We start from the raw sequence: 17,725 nt of genomic DNA, 5'->3' as shown, positions 1-17,725 counted from the left end.
CAATTGTTACTTAATTAAAATAGCCTGTATAGAATATTCAATTCTAAGTTAAAATACTTTAGTATAAAGTAGATCTAAAATCTTTTATAAAATATGAGGTAATTCTAAAGAATGTATAAAATATTAAACTTTTACACCAAAGAAGAAGTTTCTACAGATAGTTTTGTGTTTGCAGGGGAAAATGAGCCCTGGGAAATCCAGATGAATATTGATGAAATTAGTAAGAAAATCAATAAAGATTATTTTACTCAAGCATCACCGTGTCTATCCAAATATATACCATTTATGCCGATAAAGGATCCATCAAGTTTTGTATCTTTAAGAGAGTCGGCAACTCCACTGCTTAAGAGTAAAATTATTGGTAAAGAGCTGGGAATTAATCTGTATTTTAAAGTCGAAGGTAAAAACCCTACAGGGTCATTCAAAGATAGAGGATCTGCAGTTGATATTACAGTTGCAAAAGAGCTTGGTGCTAAGGGGATAGTACTAGCATCTACAGGTAATATGGCGGCTTCATGTGCTTGTTATGCAGCAGCTGCGAAGATGCCGTGTTTTATTATTGTGCCAGAAGGAGTTGCAGCTTCTAAGTTAGCTCAGGTAATGTCTTATGGTGGGAAAATAGTTCAAGTTAAAGGTAGCTATAATGAAGCAGCAAAATTAGCTTATGATATCGCAAAATCTAAAGATTTTTTCCTTGCTGGGGATTACGCGTTTAGGGTAGAGGGTCAGAAGACAGCAGCATTTGAGCTTATAGATCAGTTACTGTTCCAAGTTCCAGATGAGGTTATAGTTCCTATAGGTTGCGGTACTAATATGACAGCATACTATAAAGGATTTAGTGAATATAAAGAGTTAGGATTTATTAAATCTGTTCCTAAGCTTACAGGTGTTCAATCAACAGAGGCTGATACATTAGCTAGAGCATATCAGAAAAATCAAAATAGGATTGAGCCACTAAAAACAGCAAATACAATTGCGACTGCAATAGCTGTGCCATATCCTATCGATGGTGATAAAGCTATAGATGCAATATATAGCACGGGTGGAGAATCTACTGCTGTAACAGATATGAAGATGTTGGAAGCACAATACTTGCTGTCAACTAAAGAAGGGTTATTTGTAGAATTAGCATCAGCGTCAACTATTGCTCACTTACTCAAAAAATATGAGGAAGGTAAGCTTCAAAAGGGAAGTACGGTAGTATGCGTGTTATCTGGAGAAGGTTTGAAAGACCCTGCGGTAGTGCTAAAATCTGCTATTCAACCACCAATTATATATCCGACAGAGATAGATTTTGACAGGCTTTATAATAGCCATTTCTTTGATAATAAAACGATGTTATTCATAGAGCAAAATGAAGTAATATTTGATCAAGTTCCAACTCTTGAGGAAGTTAAAAAAACTCTAGGTGAGTTATTTGGTGCAAATTATGATAAGAATTTCTTGGCTAAGGTTAGAGAACTGATTGAGAGGTTTTTAGTCAAGGGTAAATCAATTAATGTCTCTGATATACAAGATATTATACAAGATGCTACTGAGATGGCAGATGCTATCAGTAAAGATATCTTAGATGTACAGTCATTTAAGGTAAATGTGGAGCTTGATCAAAAATCTGTGGCTGAAGTTACTGTTAAGGTTGCAGACCAGTTATATTTTGCATCAAGTTCTGGTGTTGGACCTGTAGATGCTGTTTTAAATGCTTTATGTAAAGCCTGTCCTAGTGATATTAGCTATAAGCTGACTGACTATAAGGTTAAAATACGTGGTCAGGGTGCTGATGCTGTTGTTTATGTAGAAATGAGCTTGGAAAAAGAAGGTATTAAAAGTATTGGTAAAGCTGTTTCTCCAGATATAATCCAAGCTTCAGTAGAGGCTTTTATTGATGCTTATAATATTGCATATGCATAGAAAATATTTGAGGTGAAATTAATGAAAAAAGAGTTGAATAAATATAGTAAAAGATTGACAGAAGATAAATCGCAAGGCGCTTCTCAGGCTATGTTATACGGCACGGGGATGAGTGATAACGATATGCATAAGCCTCAAATTGGTATTGCTAGTGTATGGTATGAAGGTAATACTTGTAATATGCATTTAAACCAACTTGCTCAATTTGTCAAAAATAGTGTTGAAAAAGAGAACCTCAAAGGCATGAGGTTTAATACTATAGGTGTTAGTGACGGTATTTCTATGGGCACAGATGGTATGAGTTATTCTCTGCAGTCTAGAGACCTTATTGCAGATTCAATTGAAACTGTAATGTCTGCGCACTGGTATGATGGGCTAGTATCTATACCTGGCTGTGATAAGAATATGCCAGGATGTATGATGGCTTTAGGTAGACTTAATAGACCAGGATTCGTGATCTACGGAGGTACTATCCAAGCTGGGGTTATGCGTGGTAAGCCAATTGATATTGTTACAGCATTTCAGAGTTATGGTGCTTGTATATCTGGACAAATCACAGAACAAGAGCGTCAAGAAACTATCAAAAAAGCATGCCCAGGAGCTGGAGCATGCGGTGGTATGTATACTGCAAATACTATGGCGTGTGCTATAGAAGCTTTAGGAATGAGTTTACCATTTAGCTCATCAACTCCAGCAACTTCTGTTGAGAAAGTACAAGAGTGCGATAAAGCTGGTGAAACTATCAGAAATCTTTTAGAGCTAGATATTAAGCCAAGAGATATTATGACCCGTAGAGCTTTTGAAAATGCAATGGTTCTTATTACAGTTATGGGTGGTTCAACAAATGCGGTACTTCATTTATTGGCTATGGCAAGTTCAGTAGATGTTGATTTAAATATTGACGATTTCCAAGAAATAGCTAATAAAACACCAGTTCTAGCAGACTTTAAACCAAGTGGTAAATATGTAATGGCTGACTTACATGCTATAGGTGGTACACCAGCTGTAATGAAAATGTTACTAAAAGCAGGTATGTTACATGGTGATTGTTTAACGGTAACTGGTAAGACTTTAGCGGAGAATCTTGAGAGTGTGGCAGATCTGCCTGAGGATAATGCAATTATTCACAAGTTAGACAATCCTATTAAAAAAACTGGTCATTTACAAATCTTAAAAGGTAATGTTGCTCCGGAAGGATCTGTGGCTAAAATAACGGGTAAAGAAGGAGAAATCTTTACCGGTGTAGCAAATGTTTTTGATTCAGAAGAAGAGATGGTTGTTGCAGTTGAAGAGGGAAACATTAAAAAAGGCGATGTAATAGTTATACGTTATGAAGGTCCTAAAGGCGGCCCTGGTATGCCAGAGATGCTTAAACCAACATCACTCATAATGGGTGCTGGCTTAGGTCAAGATGTTGCTTTAATCACAGATGGGCGTTTTTCAGGTGGTTCGCATGGTTTTATTGTAGGACATATAGCCCCAGAAGCCTATGAAGGTGGTATGTTAGCATTATTAGAAAATGGCGATAAAATTACTATTGATGCAATTAATAACGTTATAAATGTTGGCTTATCAGATCAAGAGATTGCTCAAAGAAAATCAAAGTGGCAAGCGCCTAAGCAAAAGGCAAATAGAGGAACGCTTAAGAAATATATAAAAACAGTTTCATCAGCTTCAACAGGATGCGTTACAGATTTAGATTAAAAGTTTGTAAAAAAAACTACTAAATATACTTTTTCTATTTAAAAATTTCAAGTCCATGTCTATAATGATTTAACATTTAGTGATTTAATAACATTGCTGAGTGTAGTTAAGTGTTGAATAATATTGAAAAAAGGAGAGTGCTAAAGTATGAAAATAACAGGCTCTCAAGCCATCGTGAAATCATTGGAAGCTCAAGGGGTTGATTGTATATTTGGGTATCCTGGCGGTGCTATTATGCCTACGTACGATGCTTTGCATGAGTCAAGGGACAAAGTTCACCATGTTTTGGTTAGACATGAGCAAGGTGCAGTACATGCAGCAGTAGGTTATGCTAGAGCTACTGAAAAAGTTGGTGTTGCAATAGCAACTTCAGGACCTGGAGCAACAAATCTTATTACAGGAATTGCTGATGCGCAGATCGACTCGGTTCCTATTGTTTGTATAACAGGTCAGGTTTTTAGCCCATTACTAGGTACTGATGCTTTTCAAGAAGCAGATATTATAGGAATGTCTGTCGCGGCTACTAAATGGAATTATCAAATAACAGATCCTAATGAGATACCAGAAGTATTCAAAAAAGCTTTTGAGATAGCTTCTAACGGTAGACCAGGGGCCGTACTTATTGATATTACAAAAGATGCTCAAGTTGGCATGATGGAATATAAAGAGGCTATTGGAAATAAGTTAGGGAAGTGGTTGCATAAGCCAACTATAAATATGGATGATATTTTAAAAGCTTCTGAATATATTAATAGTGCTAAGAAGCCTATTTTGATCACCGGACATGGTGTAATGCTATCTGGAGCTGAGGAAGCTGTTCTAAAAGTTGCTGAGAAAGGAAATATACCAGTTGTAAGTACATTGTTGGGCTTATCAGCTTTTCCTTACAATCATCAACTTTACAAGGGTATGTTAGGGATGCATGGTAATTATGCAGCAAATGTCCTTTGTAACGAAGCAGATGTGGTAATAGCAGTCGGTATGAGATTTGATGATAGAGTAACTGGTGATTTGAATCATTATTTACCAAATGCAAAGATTATTCATATAGAAATTGATCCCTCTGAAATTAACAAAAATGTTAAAGCAGATATTGGTATTAATGCTGATGCAAAAGAAGCGCTAAATTGTTTGTTACCATATATTGCTAATAACTCTCACAGTGAGTGGCATCAAGAGTTTGCATCTGAGCATGATAAAGAAGTCAAAGCTATCATCAATGATGAAACTATGCCTGTTGAAGGCGAAATTAAAATGGCTGAGGTGATTAGTTTACTTTCAAAAGAAACTAATGGACGAGCTATTGTAGTATCTGATGTTGGGCAGCATCAAATGATTGCTGCTAGATATTACCAATTTTTAGAAACTAATTCTCATATTAGTTCTGGTGGCTTAGGTACAATGGGATTTGCATTACCGGCTGCTATCGGTGCTAAGATGGGTGTTAAGGATAATAGAACAGTCGTCGCTGTAATTGGTGATGGAGGCTTTCAAATGAATATCCAAGAGCTTGCAGTACTTAACCAAGAAGGTATTAATGTTAAGGTTCTAATATTGAATAATTCTTTCTTAGGTATGGTTCGTCAATGGCAGGAGTTATTTTTTGAGAGTAGATATTCTTATACAAAAATATCATCGCCAGATTTTGTAAAAGTTGCAGAGGCCTATGGAATACAAGCTGAAAGAGTAAAAGAAAGAAGAGATCTAAAAGATGCATTAATTAGATTTCTTAATTCTGATAGCTCATATTTGCTTGAGGTAATGGTAGAAAATCAGGAAAATGTTTTTCCTATGGTTCCTGCAGGCGAATCAATTAGTAACACAAAGCTTGGTGTAGAGGAGTAGAGCTATGAGTGAAAATATATATTTTATAACAATGAATACTGAAAATACTCTTTGTGTGTTACAAAGAATCTCTTCTGTGTTATCACGTAATCGCGTTAATATAGAGCAACTAACAGTATTTGAAACAGCAAATAAGGGTATTTCTCATTTCAATCTTGTAGTACATGGTACACAAGAAAAAATAGAGAAAATCGTAAAAAAGCTAGCAAATGTGATCGAAGTAATAGATATTAATATTACAAACTGTTTACCAATGCAAGGAGCTGTAGTAAGTGAAGTTCCTCAAAGTGTGAGAACAGTTAGTCAAAGAAAGGCAGCTTAATATTAAAATTTATGAGAAAATAACAAATCGCATAGATGAAGTTTTGCAGTGTCGAAAAAAACAAATATAACTCAGTAAGAATTTAATTTTGAAAAGGCATTAGATATTTTGAAGAATAAGACTATAACAATTGATTTTGGGTCTAGTTTAGTCTCTTAATTTAAGAGATAATGATTCCAATGTAATAATTGGATAAAGAGAGAATTCTAAGTCATGGGATAAAGTAATCGAAAATGATTGGGTTGTTGGCGGATTTCTATTCAACATTGCTAAAGCTACACCTAGAGGTGTATTCTCTGATTTATATAATGAAGTGAAAAATGGTAATGAAGCACAAAGGACTATTCATAAAAATAGTCATCCTGACTATTATCGCAAAGATCTTGAAGAGCTAAGTTAAATAGCGGTTTGCCAAGCTGGTAAAACAGTTATATCTCTTTGTCCTAATAAGTAATTTGTTTCTAATATTTATCTTATAAAGATTTTACTGATTATAGGGTTTACCAATAGTTATTAATAAATACATTATTTAATTAGTGTGAGATGTTTTTTAAGAATTTCTCTATAAACTCTATTCTTTGTTCAGCGGTTTTAGTGCTTTTTGTGATGAGTAGATATTGTTCTTTCGTAATTCTAAAATCAGCGGGTTGAGCCTGAATTAGCTTTATTAGTTTTTGAGGCTCAAATTTAGTAGTGTTAGCAAAATTAATCTTACCAGATGTGGCAAACATTTTTATTTGTCCAATACCTAAATTTATAGCATCAATTTTTATGTGAGCAACTTTTAAAAGATATAACACTTCAACAGGTAGCCTACCAAACCGATCAATAAGTTCGATTTTTATATTTACTAACTCTTTATGATCGGCTTTTGAAATTCGCTTATAAATATTTAATCTAGTATTTACATCACTAATATAGTAATCAGGAATTAGCGTTGGGATATTAAGCTCAACTTCACAAACAGTTGAGTTAATGACATCTTCAATATTTAGCTCCTTCCCAGCTTTAAGATTAGCAATCGTTTTATCTAAGAGATCCATATATAGATTTAGACCTATACCATCAATATTACCACTTTGTTCTTGTCCAAGAATCTCTCCAGCCCCACGAATTTCTAGGTCATGATTTGCGAGTGTGAAGCCACCTCCAAGTGAATCAGTGCTACCAATAGCCTCTAACCTTTTTATAGCATCTTTCGTAATACTACCTTCACTAGGAACTAACATATATGCGTAAGCTTGATGGTGTGAACGACCAACTCTACCTCTTAACTGATGTAGCTGGGCTAGACCTAGATTGTTAGCATTTTCAATAATTAAGGTATTTGCATTTGGTATATCAATACCAGTCTCAATAATTGTGGTACAAAGTAGTATATGATATTTGTTATGCTTAAAGTCAAACATAACTTTTTGGATTTCTTTTTCACTCATCTGACCATGTGCTATAGCTATTCTTAAACGTGGGAATAGTTCTTCGAGAATTTCTTTTTTCTTTTGGATAGTATCGACTTTATTATAAAGATAGAAAATTTGTCCACCACGAATGGTTTCACGACTTACAGCTTCACGAATTATATTATTATCATATTCCTTGACAAATGTTTTTACAGATAAACGTTTAGCAGGGGGAGATGCAATAATTGATAAGTCACGAAGTGCTGAGAATGCCATACTTAAACTACGTGGAATAGGAGTTGCTGACATTGTTAGAATATCTATTTCAGCTTTCAGGGCTTTTAATTTTTCTTTTTGCGCGACACCAAAGCGATGCTCCTCATCAATAATTAATAAGCCTAAGTTATTAAAGTCAATTTTTGAGGATATAAGCTTATGTGTACCAATTATTATATCAACAGTACCTTTTTTGAGATTATCAAAAAGCTCTTGCTGAGCTTTTGCTGTTTTTGAACGAGTTATAACCTCTATATTTACAGCAGTATTAGCAAACCTGTCTTTAAAACTATTGTAGTGTTGTTGAGCTAAAATAGTTGTAGGTACTAGAATAGCTACTTGTTTTTGATTTTGAGTTGCTAGAAATGCTGCCCGCATCGCAATTTCTGTTTTTCCAAAACCAACATCACCACAAATTAGTCTGTCCATTGGCTTAGCAGATATCATATCTTTAAAGACATCATTTATCGCTAAGAGTTGATCAGGCGTTTCTTCATATGGAAAATCTGCACAGAATCGTAAATATTCTTCTTCATCTAAAGAATTGCTGAATCCTTGTCGCATTTCTCTTTTTGCATATATTTCTAAGAGATTTGCAGCAACATCGATAATCTTTTTGATAGTCTTTTCTTTTTGCTTTTTCCATTTATCTGAACCAAGTTTATTTAATGCTATTTTTTCAGTAATAGAAGAGTTATAAATAGAAATTAGATTTAATGAAGTGATTGGCACATAAATTTTTGCATCATTTGCATATCTTAGAAGTATAAACTCATCTTTTTTACCATTTAATTCAATACTTTCTAAGCCTTCGTATCTGCCAATACCATGATCAATATGGACTACATGCATTCCCGGTTTTAGATCTGTCAGATCTTTAAGGTCAACAGTAGGGTGATGATCATGTTCTGATATTTTAGAAGAGTTTTGAATATGCTCAGGAAAAAGATCTGATTCAGTAATTAATATGATTTTCTTATCAATTATTACACCTTCTTGAAAAGGTGAGATAATTAAGCAGAATTTATCTTTGATTTTAAGAGCATCGTCAAAACTTTTTGCAATTCTTATATTTAACTGTAATTTATTCAAATGTTCTAAAAGTATTTCACCACGTCCATTCGAATCAGTTGAAAATATAACTTTATCAAAATTAGAGCTATCTATTAATTTTTGTAAATCCCTAAAAGGATTAGCTAATTTATAGTTTGCTGAGATTTTTTCTAGATGATCTATATTTAGAGTTTTAGACTTAGATTTTGGTTGTTGGAACCATTTGATATGTTGATGTTTTTCATACAGATTTTTGACTTCTTTTTGTGAATAAAAAAGTTCTTGATATGGTAAAACAGGTCTATCAATATCATGCTTTAACTCGTTATATCTATATTTAACCTCTTCTGAGAATGCTTCAATTGAGTTGCTAATATTGTCAATAAGGTGGATATTTGCAGACTTTGGTAAGTAGTCAAATAGACTAACAAGTTCAGGATAAAATAATGGTAAATAGAATTCTATACCACTAAAGTATTCATTATTTTTTATATATGTCGCAATAGTTGAAATTTGCGATTGTTCACCACATAGTATTTTGAGTTTTTCTAATGCTAAAGAAGTATTTTGTGAATTATAAATCAGCTCATGTGAAGGCATAATGTTTATAGATTTTATTTCTTTGCCAGAGCGTTGAGTTTCTGTATCTAACTCTTTGATTGTATCAACTTCATCATCGAAAAGATCAATTCTAAAAGCTACTTTTGATCCAACTGGGAAAATATCAATAATACTACCACGAATACTAAATTCACCTTTTTCAAAAACATTGTTTACTAAAGTATATCCAGCTTCGGTTAGTAATACTTTTTGTTTAGTTATATCTAAGCTATCGCCAATCTTGAGTATGAAACTATGTTCTTTGATAAACTTGGCAGGTGGAAGTTTTCTTAATGTATTTGAAATACTTGTTATTACTAGAGTATTTTTAGGATTTTGTGTAAGTTTATGCAATATTTCTTGTCTTCTTGAGATAATGTCTATTGCTGCAGAGAATCTATCATAAGGTAGTATTTCTAAGTTAGGAAAATAGAATACCTCTATTTTTGAGTCTTTATTTAGATACTTTAATTCATCATAAATTCTATGTGCTTGTTGAGAGTCTTCAGCAACTATTAGATTAAAGTCGCGATTTTGTTTAAGATATTCGTTAAACAAAATGCTAAAAGAAGAACCATAAGCATTAGACACAATAGTATCTTTTGCAGATATTTGATTATTGAGCATTAAAATTTAGTAGATTAGAAATTATTAGAATAAATAATAATATAAATTAGTCTCTATCACCAGCTACAGCACCAAAGATTTGTAGTAGAGTTACGAAGATATTAAATAGAGAAACATATATATTAACAGTTGCTAGGATATAGTTATTTTCTTCACCTCTTACGATAGCATTTGTTTGCCATAAGATAAATCCACCAGAGATAAATGCAAACACTAGCGAAATTACAAATCCTAAAGCAGGTATTTGTAAGAAGATGTTAAGTACTAAAGCAACTATTGCAACAATAGCACCTATAGCACAGAATGATCCTACTCTATTAAAGTTCCTAGCAGGGCTCATAGCAACTGCAGATAGACCTAAGAAGATTAGACCTGTAGTACCAAAAGCCATCATTATAAGTTCAGCGCCATTTGAAAATTGCTGAATGTATAAGTTTAGAATTGGACCTAATGAGTACCCTAAAAGTCCTGTTAGTGCAAATGTAAGTACAATCCCCCAAGGCGAGTTTTTAGTAGCATTGATACCAAACAATAAGCCAATATAAACTACAAGCATTAGTATAGGATTTAACACTGCAGCGCCTGAGCTCATAGCAACAAAAGCCATCAAAGCACTAAATAACAATGTCATTGACAGTAGCCAATATGTATTTCTAAGAACTCTATTAGCTCTTAGTACAGACTCTTGTGACAGGGAGTCTATTACACGAGTATTATTTTCAAAGTTATTCATTTTTTCTCCTTTTTTAAATGTTTTATATATGAATAAAATTCAATCAGATCTGATTATAGCATATTTGTATATTCTTAAATATGGGGCAAGAAGCTAAATTTACAAGAAAATTATTTATAGGCTAATAGAAATATCATATAAGAAGGATACGAATATTAAAGAAGAAAATATTAGGTACAGTAGACTAGTTGTGATAACTTCGTTTTTACCACCAGCAAGTATTTTACCTAATGAAAAATATATAGGTACAATAAAAATATTTAAAACCAAAGCTAGTATCGTTGCTACAATTAGACCTAGGTTACAAAAAAGAGTATTGTTTGTAAAAATGGCTATCATTAAAATAAAAACTCTTAAGGTTTCTATGTAGAGCATTGTCTTTATGATGTGAGACTTCGTAATTGATTCTATACGTAAAGTTATTAGTTTGAATCGCCATCCAAAATATATGATTATGCATATAAAGTATCCTGCTAATAAAAATGAGAATGTACTTAAAGGAGAGTTAAGATATTTTGGATCTACTACATTTTCATATCTAAGAAAACTAAGATAAAAGATTTTATTCGCTGCTAGAAGTCCTAGACTAAAATATATGTATTTTAGGAGGTTTGTACCACTTTCTTTATTATTTGAGATGGTAAGGATATGAAGATATATCAAAGAAATTGGTAATATGACCAAATTTATACTACTAAATACATTTAGGTTTTGTAATAAGTAAAATAAAACAAAAGAGAATATAAAGAATATTAATAATACTCCATAAAAGCTAATATCAATTCGTTCAGTTTGGTTTGTTAGAGATGTGTTAAGTTTGTAGCTGTTCTTTAAGAAAAAAACTAGTAAAAATATAGCTATGAATAAATAAAATATTTTAAAATTATATAAGTTTTTAAATATTGTAATATAGGTGATAATACCTATTGCTATACCAAGTAAAGCGCTAGAGTACACGCCTATAAACCCATACATTCTACGTAAGTCTGTTTTTAGATAAAAAGCACTTAAGTTAAAAAGAAGATTAACTATTACTATAGCTATTCCAATCCATAAGACAGAACAGCTAAATAATGTTATGTTATCAATGAATGAGAGAATCATAGCTATAATTATAAGCTGTAGTCCATGAACTATTGATTTAGTTGAACCAAAAAGATAGTTGCTGATACAGCCAAAAATTCCAGCAAAAAAAATGACAAAGAGATAGTCATTCCTATTATAGAATAAATCAATATCACCATAACTATTTAGAATAGTCATGAAAGGTCCAATACATAAGCACAGGCAAAATGTCATAAAGGCAATGATATGTAGACCCTTAGGTTGCTTAAAATGAATATTTACTTGAGATATTTTTTTAATATTTCTCATTATTTAAGTACTAACTCTTGTAATTTAGTTAAATAATTCTGTTCATCTGGTAGAGTATTGTATTTTTGTGACAGCCACATTTCCTCTGCTAGATAGTCTATCATAAGATGGTGTACTTTATGCTCATCATTGTTGTTTTTACTAAGTAGTTGATGATATGTGGTATTTATCCCGATAGGGCGATTAGTTTGTACTTGTTCAATAATTGCTAAGTGAAGGCTAATATGCAAAAAAGGATTTATTTGTCCCATTTCAGGCGAATAATCTTTGTCAATGTTTTCAATAGTAATTTGTTTATGATACTCAGGGTGTAACTCTATTATTCTAGATATTTGTTCTTCAATGGCTGTGAGTGGTTTTTTATCTAAAAACTTAGCCCAACTATCTATAAAAAGCTTACGAAGTTCATATCTGTCTTGAGAGAGAATCATAAATATTTTTCCTTATCCTTAAATTCACAGTATTCAAAAATTATACAATTACGACATTTAGGTTTTTGAGCTGTGCATATATATCTACCATGTAGTATTATCCAATGGTGTGCATCTTGAAGATACTGTTTTGGAATTACACGTAAAAGTTTTTTTTCAACCTCATTAACATTTTTACCTTTGGCTAACGGTATGCGATTTGCAAGCCTAAAAATATGAGTATCAACCGCCATAGTTGGTTGATTAAATGCTGTGTTAAGAACTACATTTGCAGTTTTTCTACCGACACCCGCTAGAGATATTAGATCATCGAAGTTATCAGGAACTTGGCTATCAAATTTTTCGATTAAATCTTTACATGTTGTGATTACGTTTTTTGCTTTAGTTTTATATAATCCAATAGATTTAATATATTGGGCTAGCTTTTGTTCTCCAAGAGCGTATATTTGCTCTGGAGTATTAGCTATTTTATATAAAACTTGTGTTGCCTTATTCACACTGACATCAGTAGCTTGAGCTGATAAAATAACCGCAATTAATAGTTCAAAATTTGATGAATATTCTAACTCAGTTGTTGGACTAGGATCATTTTGTTTCCATGTTTCAAAAATTTGGATTCTTTTCTGTCTATTCATTATTTGGTGTAGATTTTTTTCTATTTTTATATTTTGCTAATGAAGCTGCAATATAAGCCTTTTTATCTATTTCTTGAGCAGTAGCAATATTTTTATAGACAGCTCTTTGCTTGGCTTTTGTTTGACTTACTCTATATTTGTGGTACTCATATCTATCTTTGAAATGATTCTTTTGGTGAGTATATTGTTTCTCATCAAGATTATCAGGTTGCATATCTGTAGCTAAATCAACTAGAGATATACAATCCATAGGACATGGTTCAATACAAAGTTCGCAACCAGTACATTCTGACTCAATTATAGTGTGCATCAGTTTTTTTGAACCAACAATAGCATCAACAGGACATGCAAGTAAACATTTCTCACAACCAATACACATAGACTCATCAATCTTTGCTACAGCACGAGGTTTGTGTTGACCAAGTGAGCCATCAAGTGGTATCTCAGGTTTGTTTAAAAGTTTAGATAATTCTTTTAAAGTCTTTTCTCCACCGGTTATACACTTATTATAATTTTCGCCATTCGTAATAGCCTTAGCATAACTATAGCAGTCATCATAAGTACATTTTTGGCACTGTGTTTGCGGTAATATTTTATCTATTGCTTCTATGGATATAATCATTTTAATATAGTTCTATATTTGTTTTGGTTTCTATACTTTTTATGTAACTATTAATATTATCAGGAACCTCAAGTAAATCCCTAGCCATGGTTAGTATGAAGAATATTGGAAAAATATTTATATCATCCCAAGAAAAATTATCTCCATTGATGAAAGGTATTTTGACAAAAGGTTCTATCTCTTTGAGGATTTTATTAATTGCTATAATTGAGTCGTAGGGAGGATTTCTAAGCAGAGCATCAAAATCCCCAATGTATTGAGATTTCTTGTTTATAAAATAATCTTTAGCACTTTGTGTTGGGAAATCACATTCATTACGAGGGTGATGAGGAATGCGAGGGTATACTATCCTACGATAATGTTCTGCTAATTGAGCAACCAATTCCTTAACAGAGCTATTAATCATTGATTCTGCTATGTCAAAATTTTGAGTTTTTGCTATAAACTTACATATTTCATCACTTTCTATTATAAAAGTACCATCGTCTTTCTCTAGAAAAGGAACTTGCTTAGAGCCAATTCTGTCTATATGAGATTTTTCATCATCATTCGCTAAGATTATCATCTCATAGTCTAATTTGCTAAGATCTGCCACTAGTCTAACTTTTATACAATACGGGCAGTGATGGTAAAGATATATTTTCATATTTTATTAGTATTTTCAAATCTATGAGGCTAATTATATCATTTATCACAATTAGATAAATGTCTTAAAATATTATTGATATGAGATATTTTTAGTGATTATAATTATTTTAAATAGATATTAAAAAGTTATATTGGCAGGAGAGTGTTTCCAATAGTCTTGACTTTTACCCATTTTATAGCCTAATTCGTATAACTGATTCATTTCTAGATTATCAAATGGTTCTTGTGATATCGGATTGTAACTATATGGGATGTATGTGAAATTATATTTAAAACCATCTTTCATGCTTAGGTAATATATTCTAAATAAGTCACCGATACCCTGAGATGTTGTCAAGGTAAATAGCGCTTTGGTACCTATTGATAAGAAGCTTTGATCAACAGGTACATAGTCTTTATGAATTTTACTATTGCGAATAATATACAGAGACTTATCAATTTTCTTATGGTAATCAATTTTATTTAGAGCTTCTGAAAAATCAACACTAAAACCGTATAAAAATACTTCTGTCATCATGCCTCCATCAACATGAAGTTCATCATAGTCATTATCATCTACCTTAACATCAAATCTTACCGGTGGGAATGCTACAGGTATAGATGCAGATGCTAGTAATATCTTTCTAATAAGTGCTAGAGATTTTTCTTTATCTGGTTGAATCGCAATCTCTCCAATATTCCAGATATTGACTCTTTGATTGTCAAGGTTAGTCGTACCAATATATAGTCTTCTACCTTGATTATGTGCTTTGATAATATCCATTAGAACTTCTTCAGTTAGATATTTCTCAATAAGTTTTTTTAATGGCTCTGTAGAAGCCAGAGATGAAGAGTTACCTAATATAGCATCAGTAACATTAATTTCAAACACATCTTTAGCTGAAATTGTTGTAAATGCTTCTTTTAACCTTTGGTCATATTTCTCACCTAGAAAAGCAAATGGTGCTACTAAGGCTCCAGTGCTAATACCAGTAACTAAATAGAATTCAGGCCTTTTGCCAGACTGGGTCCAGCCATTAACGATTCCTGCACTGAATGCTCCATCACTACCTCCACCTGAAAGCGCTAAAATATCTATTTTAGGATTACTACCTTGGCTTGATAAATACTTTACTAGACTTTGCTCTAAATCTTTTTGGAAATATTGATTTTTACCATACCCGTGAGCTCTAACTGTTTCATAGCCCTTTATATTTGCTTTTTGAGCATATTCTTTTGGGACGGGATTCCTTTTTACAGAACAATTAGTAAGAGTAAGAGTTAATAGTATTAAAAATATATTTCTGAGTAAAGTCATGATAAGTTATTTAGTGTTTTCTGGTTAGTTATTATTATCTACAGATAAGCAGGTAAGCTACTATTCTAAAAGTTATTAGATGATATCACAATTTATGATTAATATATAAAATTAAATCTTTATTTTTATTTAATAGAAAGTTCTTCGCTATAATTCTATATTTCTTTTTTATTAAATACGTAATAGTATAAAAATATTCTATTTTCTAAAGGGTTTATATGTTAAAAGATTTAAGAACAAAACAAAGCTTTACAATTGCTGCTATAACATTTTGGGGCCAGTTTGCCACTTACAGTTTCAATGCTATTTTAATTTTGTATCTGACAAAGTCTGTACTAGATTATGGTATTGGTTTTTCTGAGAGTCATGCTTACTCATTTCAGGGTATTTATAAAGCAATGAATTATGCAATTATTATGTTTGGTGGATATATTGCGGATAGGTACCTTGGTTTGAGAAGATCAATATTCTGGGGTAGTTTGCTATTAGCTTTTGCATACTTAGCTGTATTTTTAAGTGGTTTCATGGTCCATGTAAGTAATGAATTTTTTATTTTTACATTTGCTTTGGTTCCAGTCTGTGGGTCATTATCAATGGGTACTGCATCTGCAATGGTTTCTAAAATTTATAGCACAGATCCTGTTCATGCAAAAAGTGGTATGACTATGTTTTATATATCTATTAATTTAGGTAGTTTGTTAGCATACTTAGTAGCACCCTCATTGATAGGATATCAATTTGGTGCTCTAGCTGTATTAGGTATAGTCTTTGTTGGTAAATTAATAGCTATAGCAAACTTTTCTTATAGGTATAAAATTTATGATAATGTTGTTGATGAAGCTGACAAAAGTCCAATGACGATTATAGCTAAGAAGGTCGTTTTAGGGTATTTAGCCATAGTATATATTTTTACAGTAGTTTGTTATCACTACCCAGATTATGCAAATGTTGTAGTTGCAGGTATTAGTATACTTTGCTTAGTGATATTTTTATTTAGAACAATTTTTTTCTTAAAAGACGATGTACGGATTAAGCAAATAGTAGGTTTGATATTAATAATTGTAGCTGTAGTATTTTTTGTTATCTATAACCAGATGGAATCTACTCTTGTTATGGCCGCAAAGAATAATTCTGATCTTTTAATGTTTGGCTTTAGTGTCAATCCAGCAAGCTATCAAATGGTTAATCCAATTTTGATAATATTTGGTGGGATGCTACTTATAAGAATATATCCATTGTTACCGAGATTTTATATACCTTACCAATTTGCAGTAGGAGTCTTGTTAGCTGCTATTGGTTTATTTGTAATGTATTATGGCTTCTCTCATGATAATAATGGAATCATAAGTGGTAACTATATTACTTTATCATATATTTTGATTTCCATATCAGAGCTGTTTGTAAGTGCGATTGGCCTTAGCATGATAGGTATTTATTGTGATGGTAAGACTATAGGTTTTGCTATGGGTGCATGGTATATATCTGCTTCTATGGCAAATTCTATTACAGGATTATTAAACCAAGTTGTTGCTCTTCCAGAAGATGGAATCAGCACAGTAGAGAGTGCTAGTTTGTATCAGACTTATTTTTTTGATACGAGTATTAGTGTTATGTCTATAGGAATATTTGTACTTGTACTTGCATATTTTTTGATAAGATTTATGAAAAGAAGGAAAATAGATTTTGTGTAAGTATTAGCCTAAGTCAGGAGCACTAAAGCTTCTTTTAGCAGCTTCTTGGTCTAACATGTATAAACCACCATCTTTAACTAGCTTAATTTTGTTTATCATATCGTTAACAGTAGCTTCTTCTTCAACCTGTTCGTCAATGAACCACTGTAAGAAACTCTTAGTAGCATGTTCTCTTTCTTCTAGTGCTATATCCATCAAGCTATAAAATCTATTAGTAACTTCTTGCTCGTGCTCAAGAGTTGCTTCAAAAGCCTCAAGCAATGAGTTGAAATGATTCTGAGGAGCAGAGACAGATTTAACTTCTATGCGACCATTTTTGTCGTTTATGAATTTCATAATTTTTTTAGCATGGAAAAGCTCTTCTTCATACTGCGCCATAAACCAATTAGTAAAACCACCAAGGCCTAAATCTTCAGTATATCCAGCCATCGCTAGATAAAGATTAGCTGATTCAAGTTCATAATTAAATTGATCATTTAGAGCATCTAATAATTTTTGTGATAGCATGACATTTTCCTCATTGTTTATAATTTACGGATTAAGTTTAAATGTTTTTAGC

14 protein-coding genes and 1 pseudogene are annotated in these 17,725 nt (G+C 32.2%); 6 read left to right on the top strand and 9 right to left on the bottom strand.

Annotation, left to right across the window (positions count from 1 at the left end):
• The first annotated feature begins 111 nt into the window (after window positions 1-111).
• The 5 genes and pseudogenes from thrC to F0R75_RS10355 all read left to right on the top strand — a co-directional run.
• Window positions 112-1,908: a threonine synthase gene (thrC, locus tag F0R75_RS10325; protein ID WP_013923331.1), complete on the top strand. Its 1,797-nt coding sequence runs from the start codon at window positions 112-114 to the stop codon at window positions 1,906-1,908.
• 21 nt (window positions 1,909-1,929) lie between these two features.
• The gene (gene ilvD, locus F0R75_RS05015) at window positions 1,930-3,612 is read left to right on the top strand and encodes a dihydroxy-acid dehydratase (RefSeq protein WP_149368108.1); all 1,683 of its coding nucleotides are present in this window, start codon (window positions 1,930-1,932) and stop codon (window positions 3,610-3,612) included.
• 147 nt (window positions 3,613-3,759) lie between these two features.
• On the top strand, window positions 3,760-5,457 hold the full coding sequence (gene ilvB, locus F0R75_RS05010) for a biosynthetic-type acetolactate synthase large subunit (protein ID WP_149368109.1): 1,698 nt from the start codon (window positions 3,760-3,762) through the stop codon (window positions 5,455-5,457).
• 4 nt (window positions 5,458-5,461) lie between these two features.
• Window positions 5,462-5,779, top strand: coding sequence for an acetolactate synthase small subunit (locus F0R75_RS05005; protein WP_013923328.1), 318 nt, complete (start codon window positions 5,462-5,464; stop codon window positions 5,777-5,779).
• A gap of 283 nt (window positions 5,780-6,062) precedes the next feature.
• Window positions 6,063-6,179: pseudogene (locus F0R75_RS10355) on the top strand (ketol-acid reductoisomerase); the annotation flags it as partial.
• A 133-nt stretch (window positions 6,180-6,312) separates the two neighbouring features.
• Here the strand turns inward: F0R75_RS10355 and mfd are convergent.
• From mfd to F0R75_RS04960, 8 genes are all read right to left on the bottom strand, one after another.
• Window positions 6,313-9,735: a transcription-repair coupling factor gene (mfd, locus tag F0R75_RS04995; protein ID WP_149368110.1), complete on the bottom strand. Its 3,423-nt coding sequence runs from the start codon at window positions 9,733-9,735 to the stop codon at window positions 6,313-6,315.
• A 46-nt stretch (window positions 9,736-9,781) separates the two neighbouring features.
• Window positions 9,782-10,468, bottom strand: a complete 687-nt coding sequence (locus F0R75_RS04990) for a Bax inhibitor-1/YccA family protein (RefSeq protein WP_149368111.1) — start codon at window positions 10,466-10,468, stop codon at window positions 9,782-9,784.
• Between the two features lie 114 nt (window positions 10,469-10,582).
• Window positions 10,583-11,842 (bottom strand): hypothetical protein, encoded by a 1,260-nt coding sequence (locus F0R75_RS04985; protein WP_149368112.1) that lies wholly within the window; start codon window positions 11,840-11,842, stop codon window positions 10,583-10,585.
• The gene (locus F0R75_RS04980; protein ID WP_146421218.1) at window positions 11,842-12,273 is read right to left on the bottom strand and encodes a DUF1841 family protein; all 432 of its coding nucleotides are present in this window, start codon (window positions 12,271-12,273) and stop codon (window positions 11,842-11,844) included. Before F0R75_RS04980 ends, F0R75_RS04985 begins: the two co-directional genes overlap by 1 nt.
• Window positions 12,270-12,908, bottom strand: a complete 639-nt coding sequence (gene nth, locus F0R75_RS04975; protein ID WP_149368113.1) for an endonuclease III — start codon at window positions 12,906-12,908, stop codon at window positions 12,270-12,272. Before nth ends, F0R75_RS04980 begins: the two co-directional genes overlap by 4 nt.
• Entirely contained in the window at window positions 12,901-13,530 is a 630-nt protein-coding gene (locus F0R75_RS04970) for an RnfABCDGE type electron transport complex subunit B (protein WP_149368114.1), read from the bottom strand. Before F0R75_RS04970 ends, nth begins: the two co-directional genes overlap by 8 nt.
• A gap of 1 nt (window position 13,531) precedes the next feature.
• Window positions 13,532-14,176: a glutaredoxin 2 gene (gene grxB / locus F0R75_RS04965; RefSeq protein ID WP_149368115.1), complete on the bottom strand. Its 645-nt coding sequence runs from the start codon at window positions 14,174-14,176 to the stop codon at window positions 13,532-13,534.
• Window positions 14,177-14,296: 120 nt separating this feature from the next.
• A complete protein-coding gene (locus F0R75_RS04960) occupies window positions 14,297-15,475 on the bottom strand; it encodes a patatin-like phospholipase family protein (protein WP_149368116.1) in 1,179 nt (392 codons plus the stop codon).
• 218 nt (window positions 15,476-15,693) lie between these two features.
• On the opposite strand from F0R75_RS04960, the gene F0R75_RS04955 reads away from it, so the two are divergent.
• Complete coding sequence (locus F0R75_RS04955) at window positions 15,694-17,166, top strand: peptide MFS transporter (protein WP_149368117.1); 1,473 nt, start codon at window positions 15,694-15,696, stop codon at window positions 17,164-17,166.
• Between the two features lie 3 nt (window positions 17,167-17,169).
• On the opposite strand, the gene F0R75_RS04950 is transcribed toward F0R75_RS04955, so the two are convergent.
• The gene (locus tag F0R75_RS04950) at window positions 17,170-17,673 is read right to left on the bottom strand and encodes a ferritin (RefSeq protein ID WP_013923318.1); all 504 of its coding nucleotides are present in this window, start codon (window positions 17,671-17,673) and stop codon (window positions 17,170-17,172) included.
• Between the last annotated feature and the right edge of the window lie 52 nt (window positions 17,674-17,725).

The organism is Francisella marina (genome assembly GCF_008369785.1).
Lineage (GTDB): Bacteria > Pseudomonadota > Gammaproteobacteria > Francisellales > Francisellaceae > Francisella > Francisella salimarina.
The sequence above is the reverse complement of the archived record's forward strand: the minus strand, read 5'-3'. Positions and strand labels throughout refer to the sequence as shown.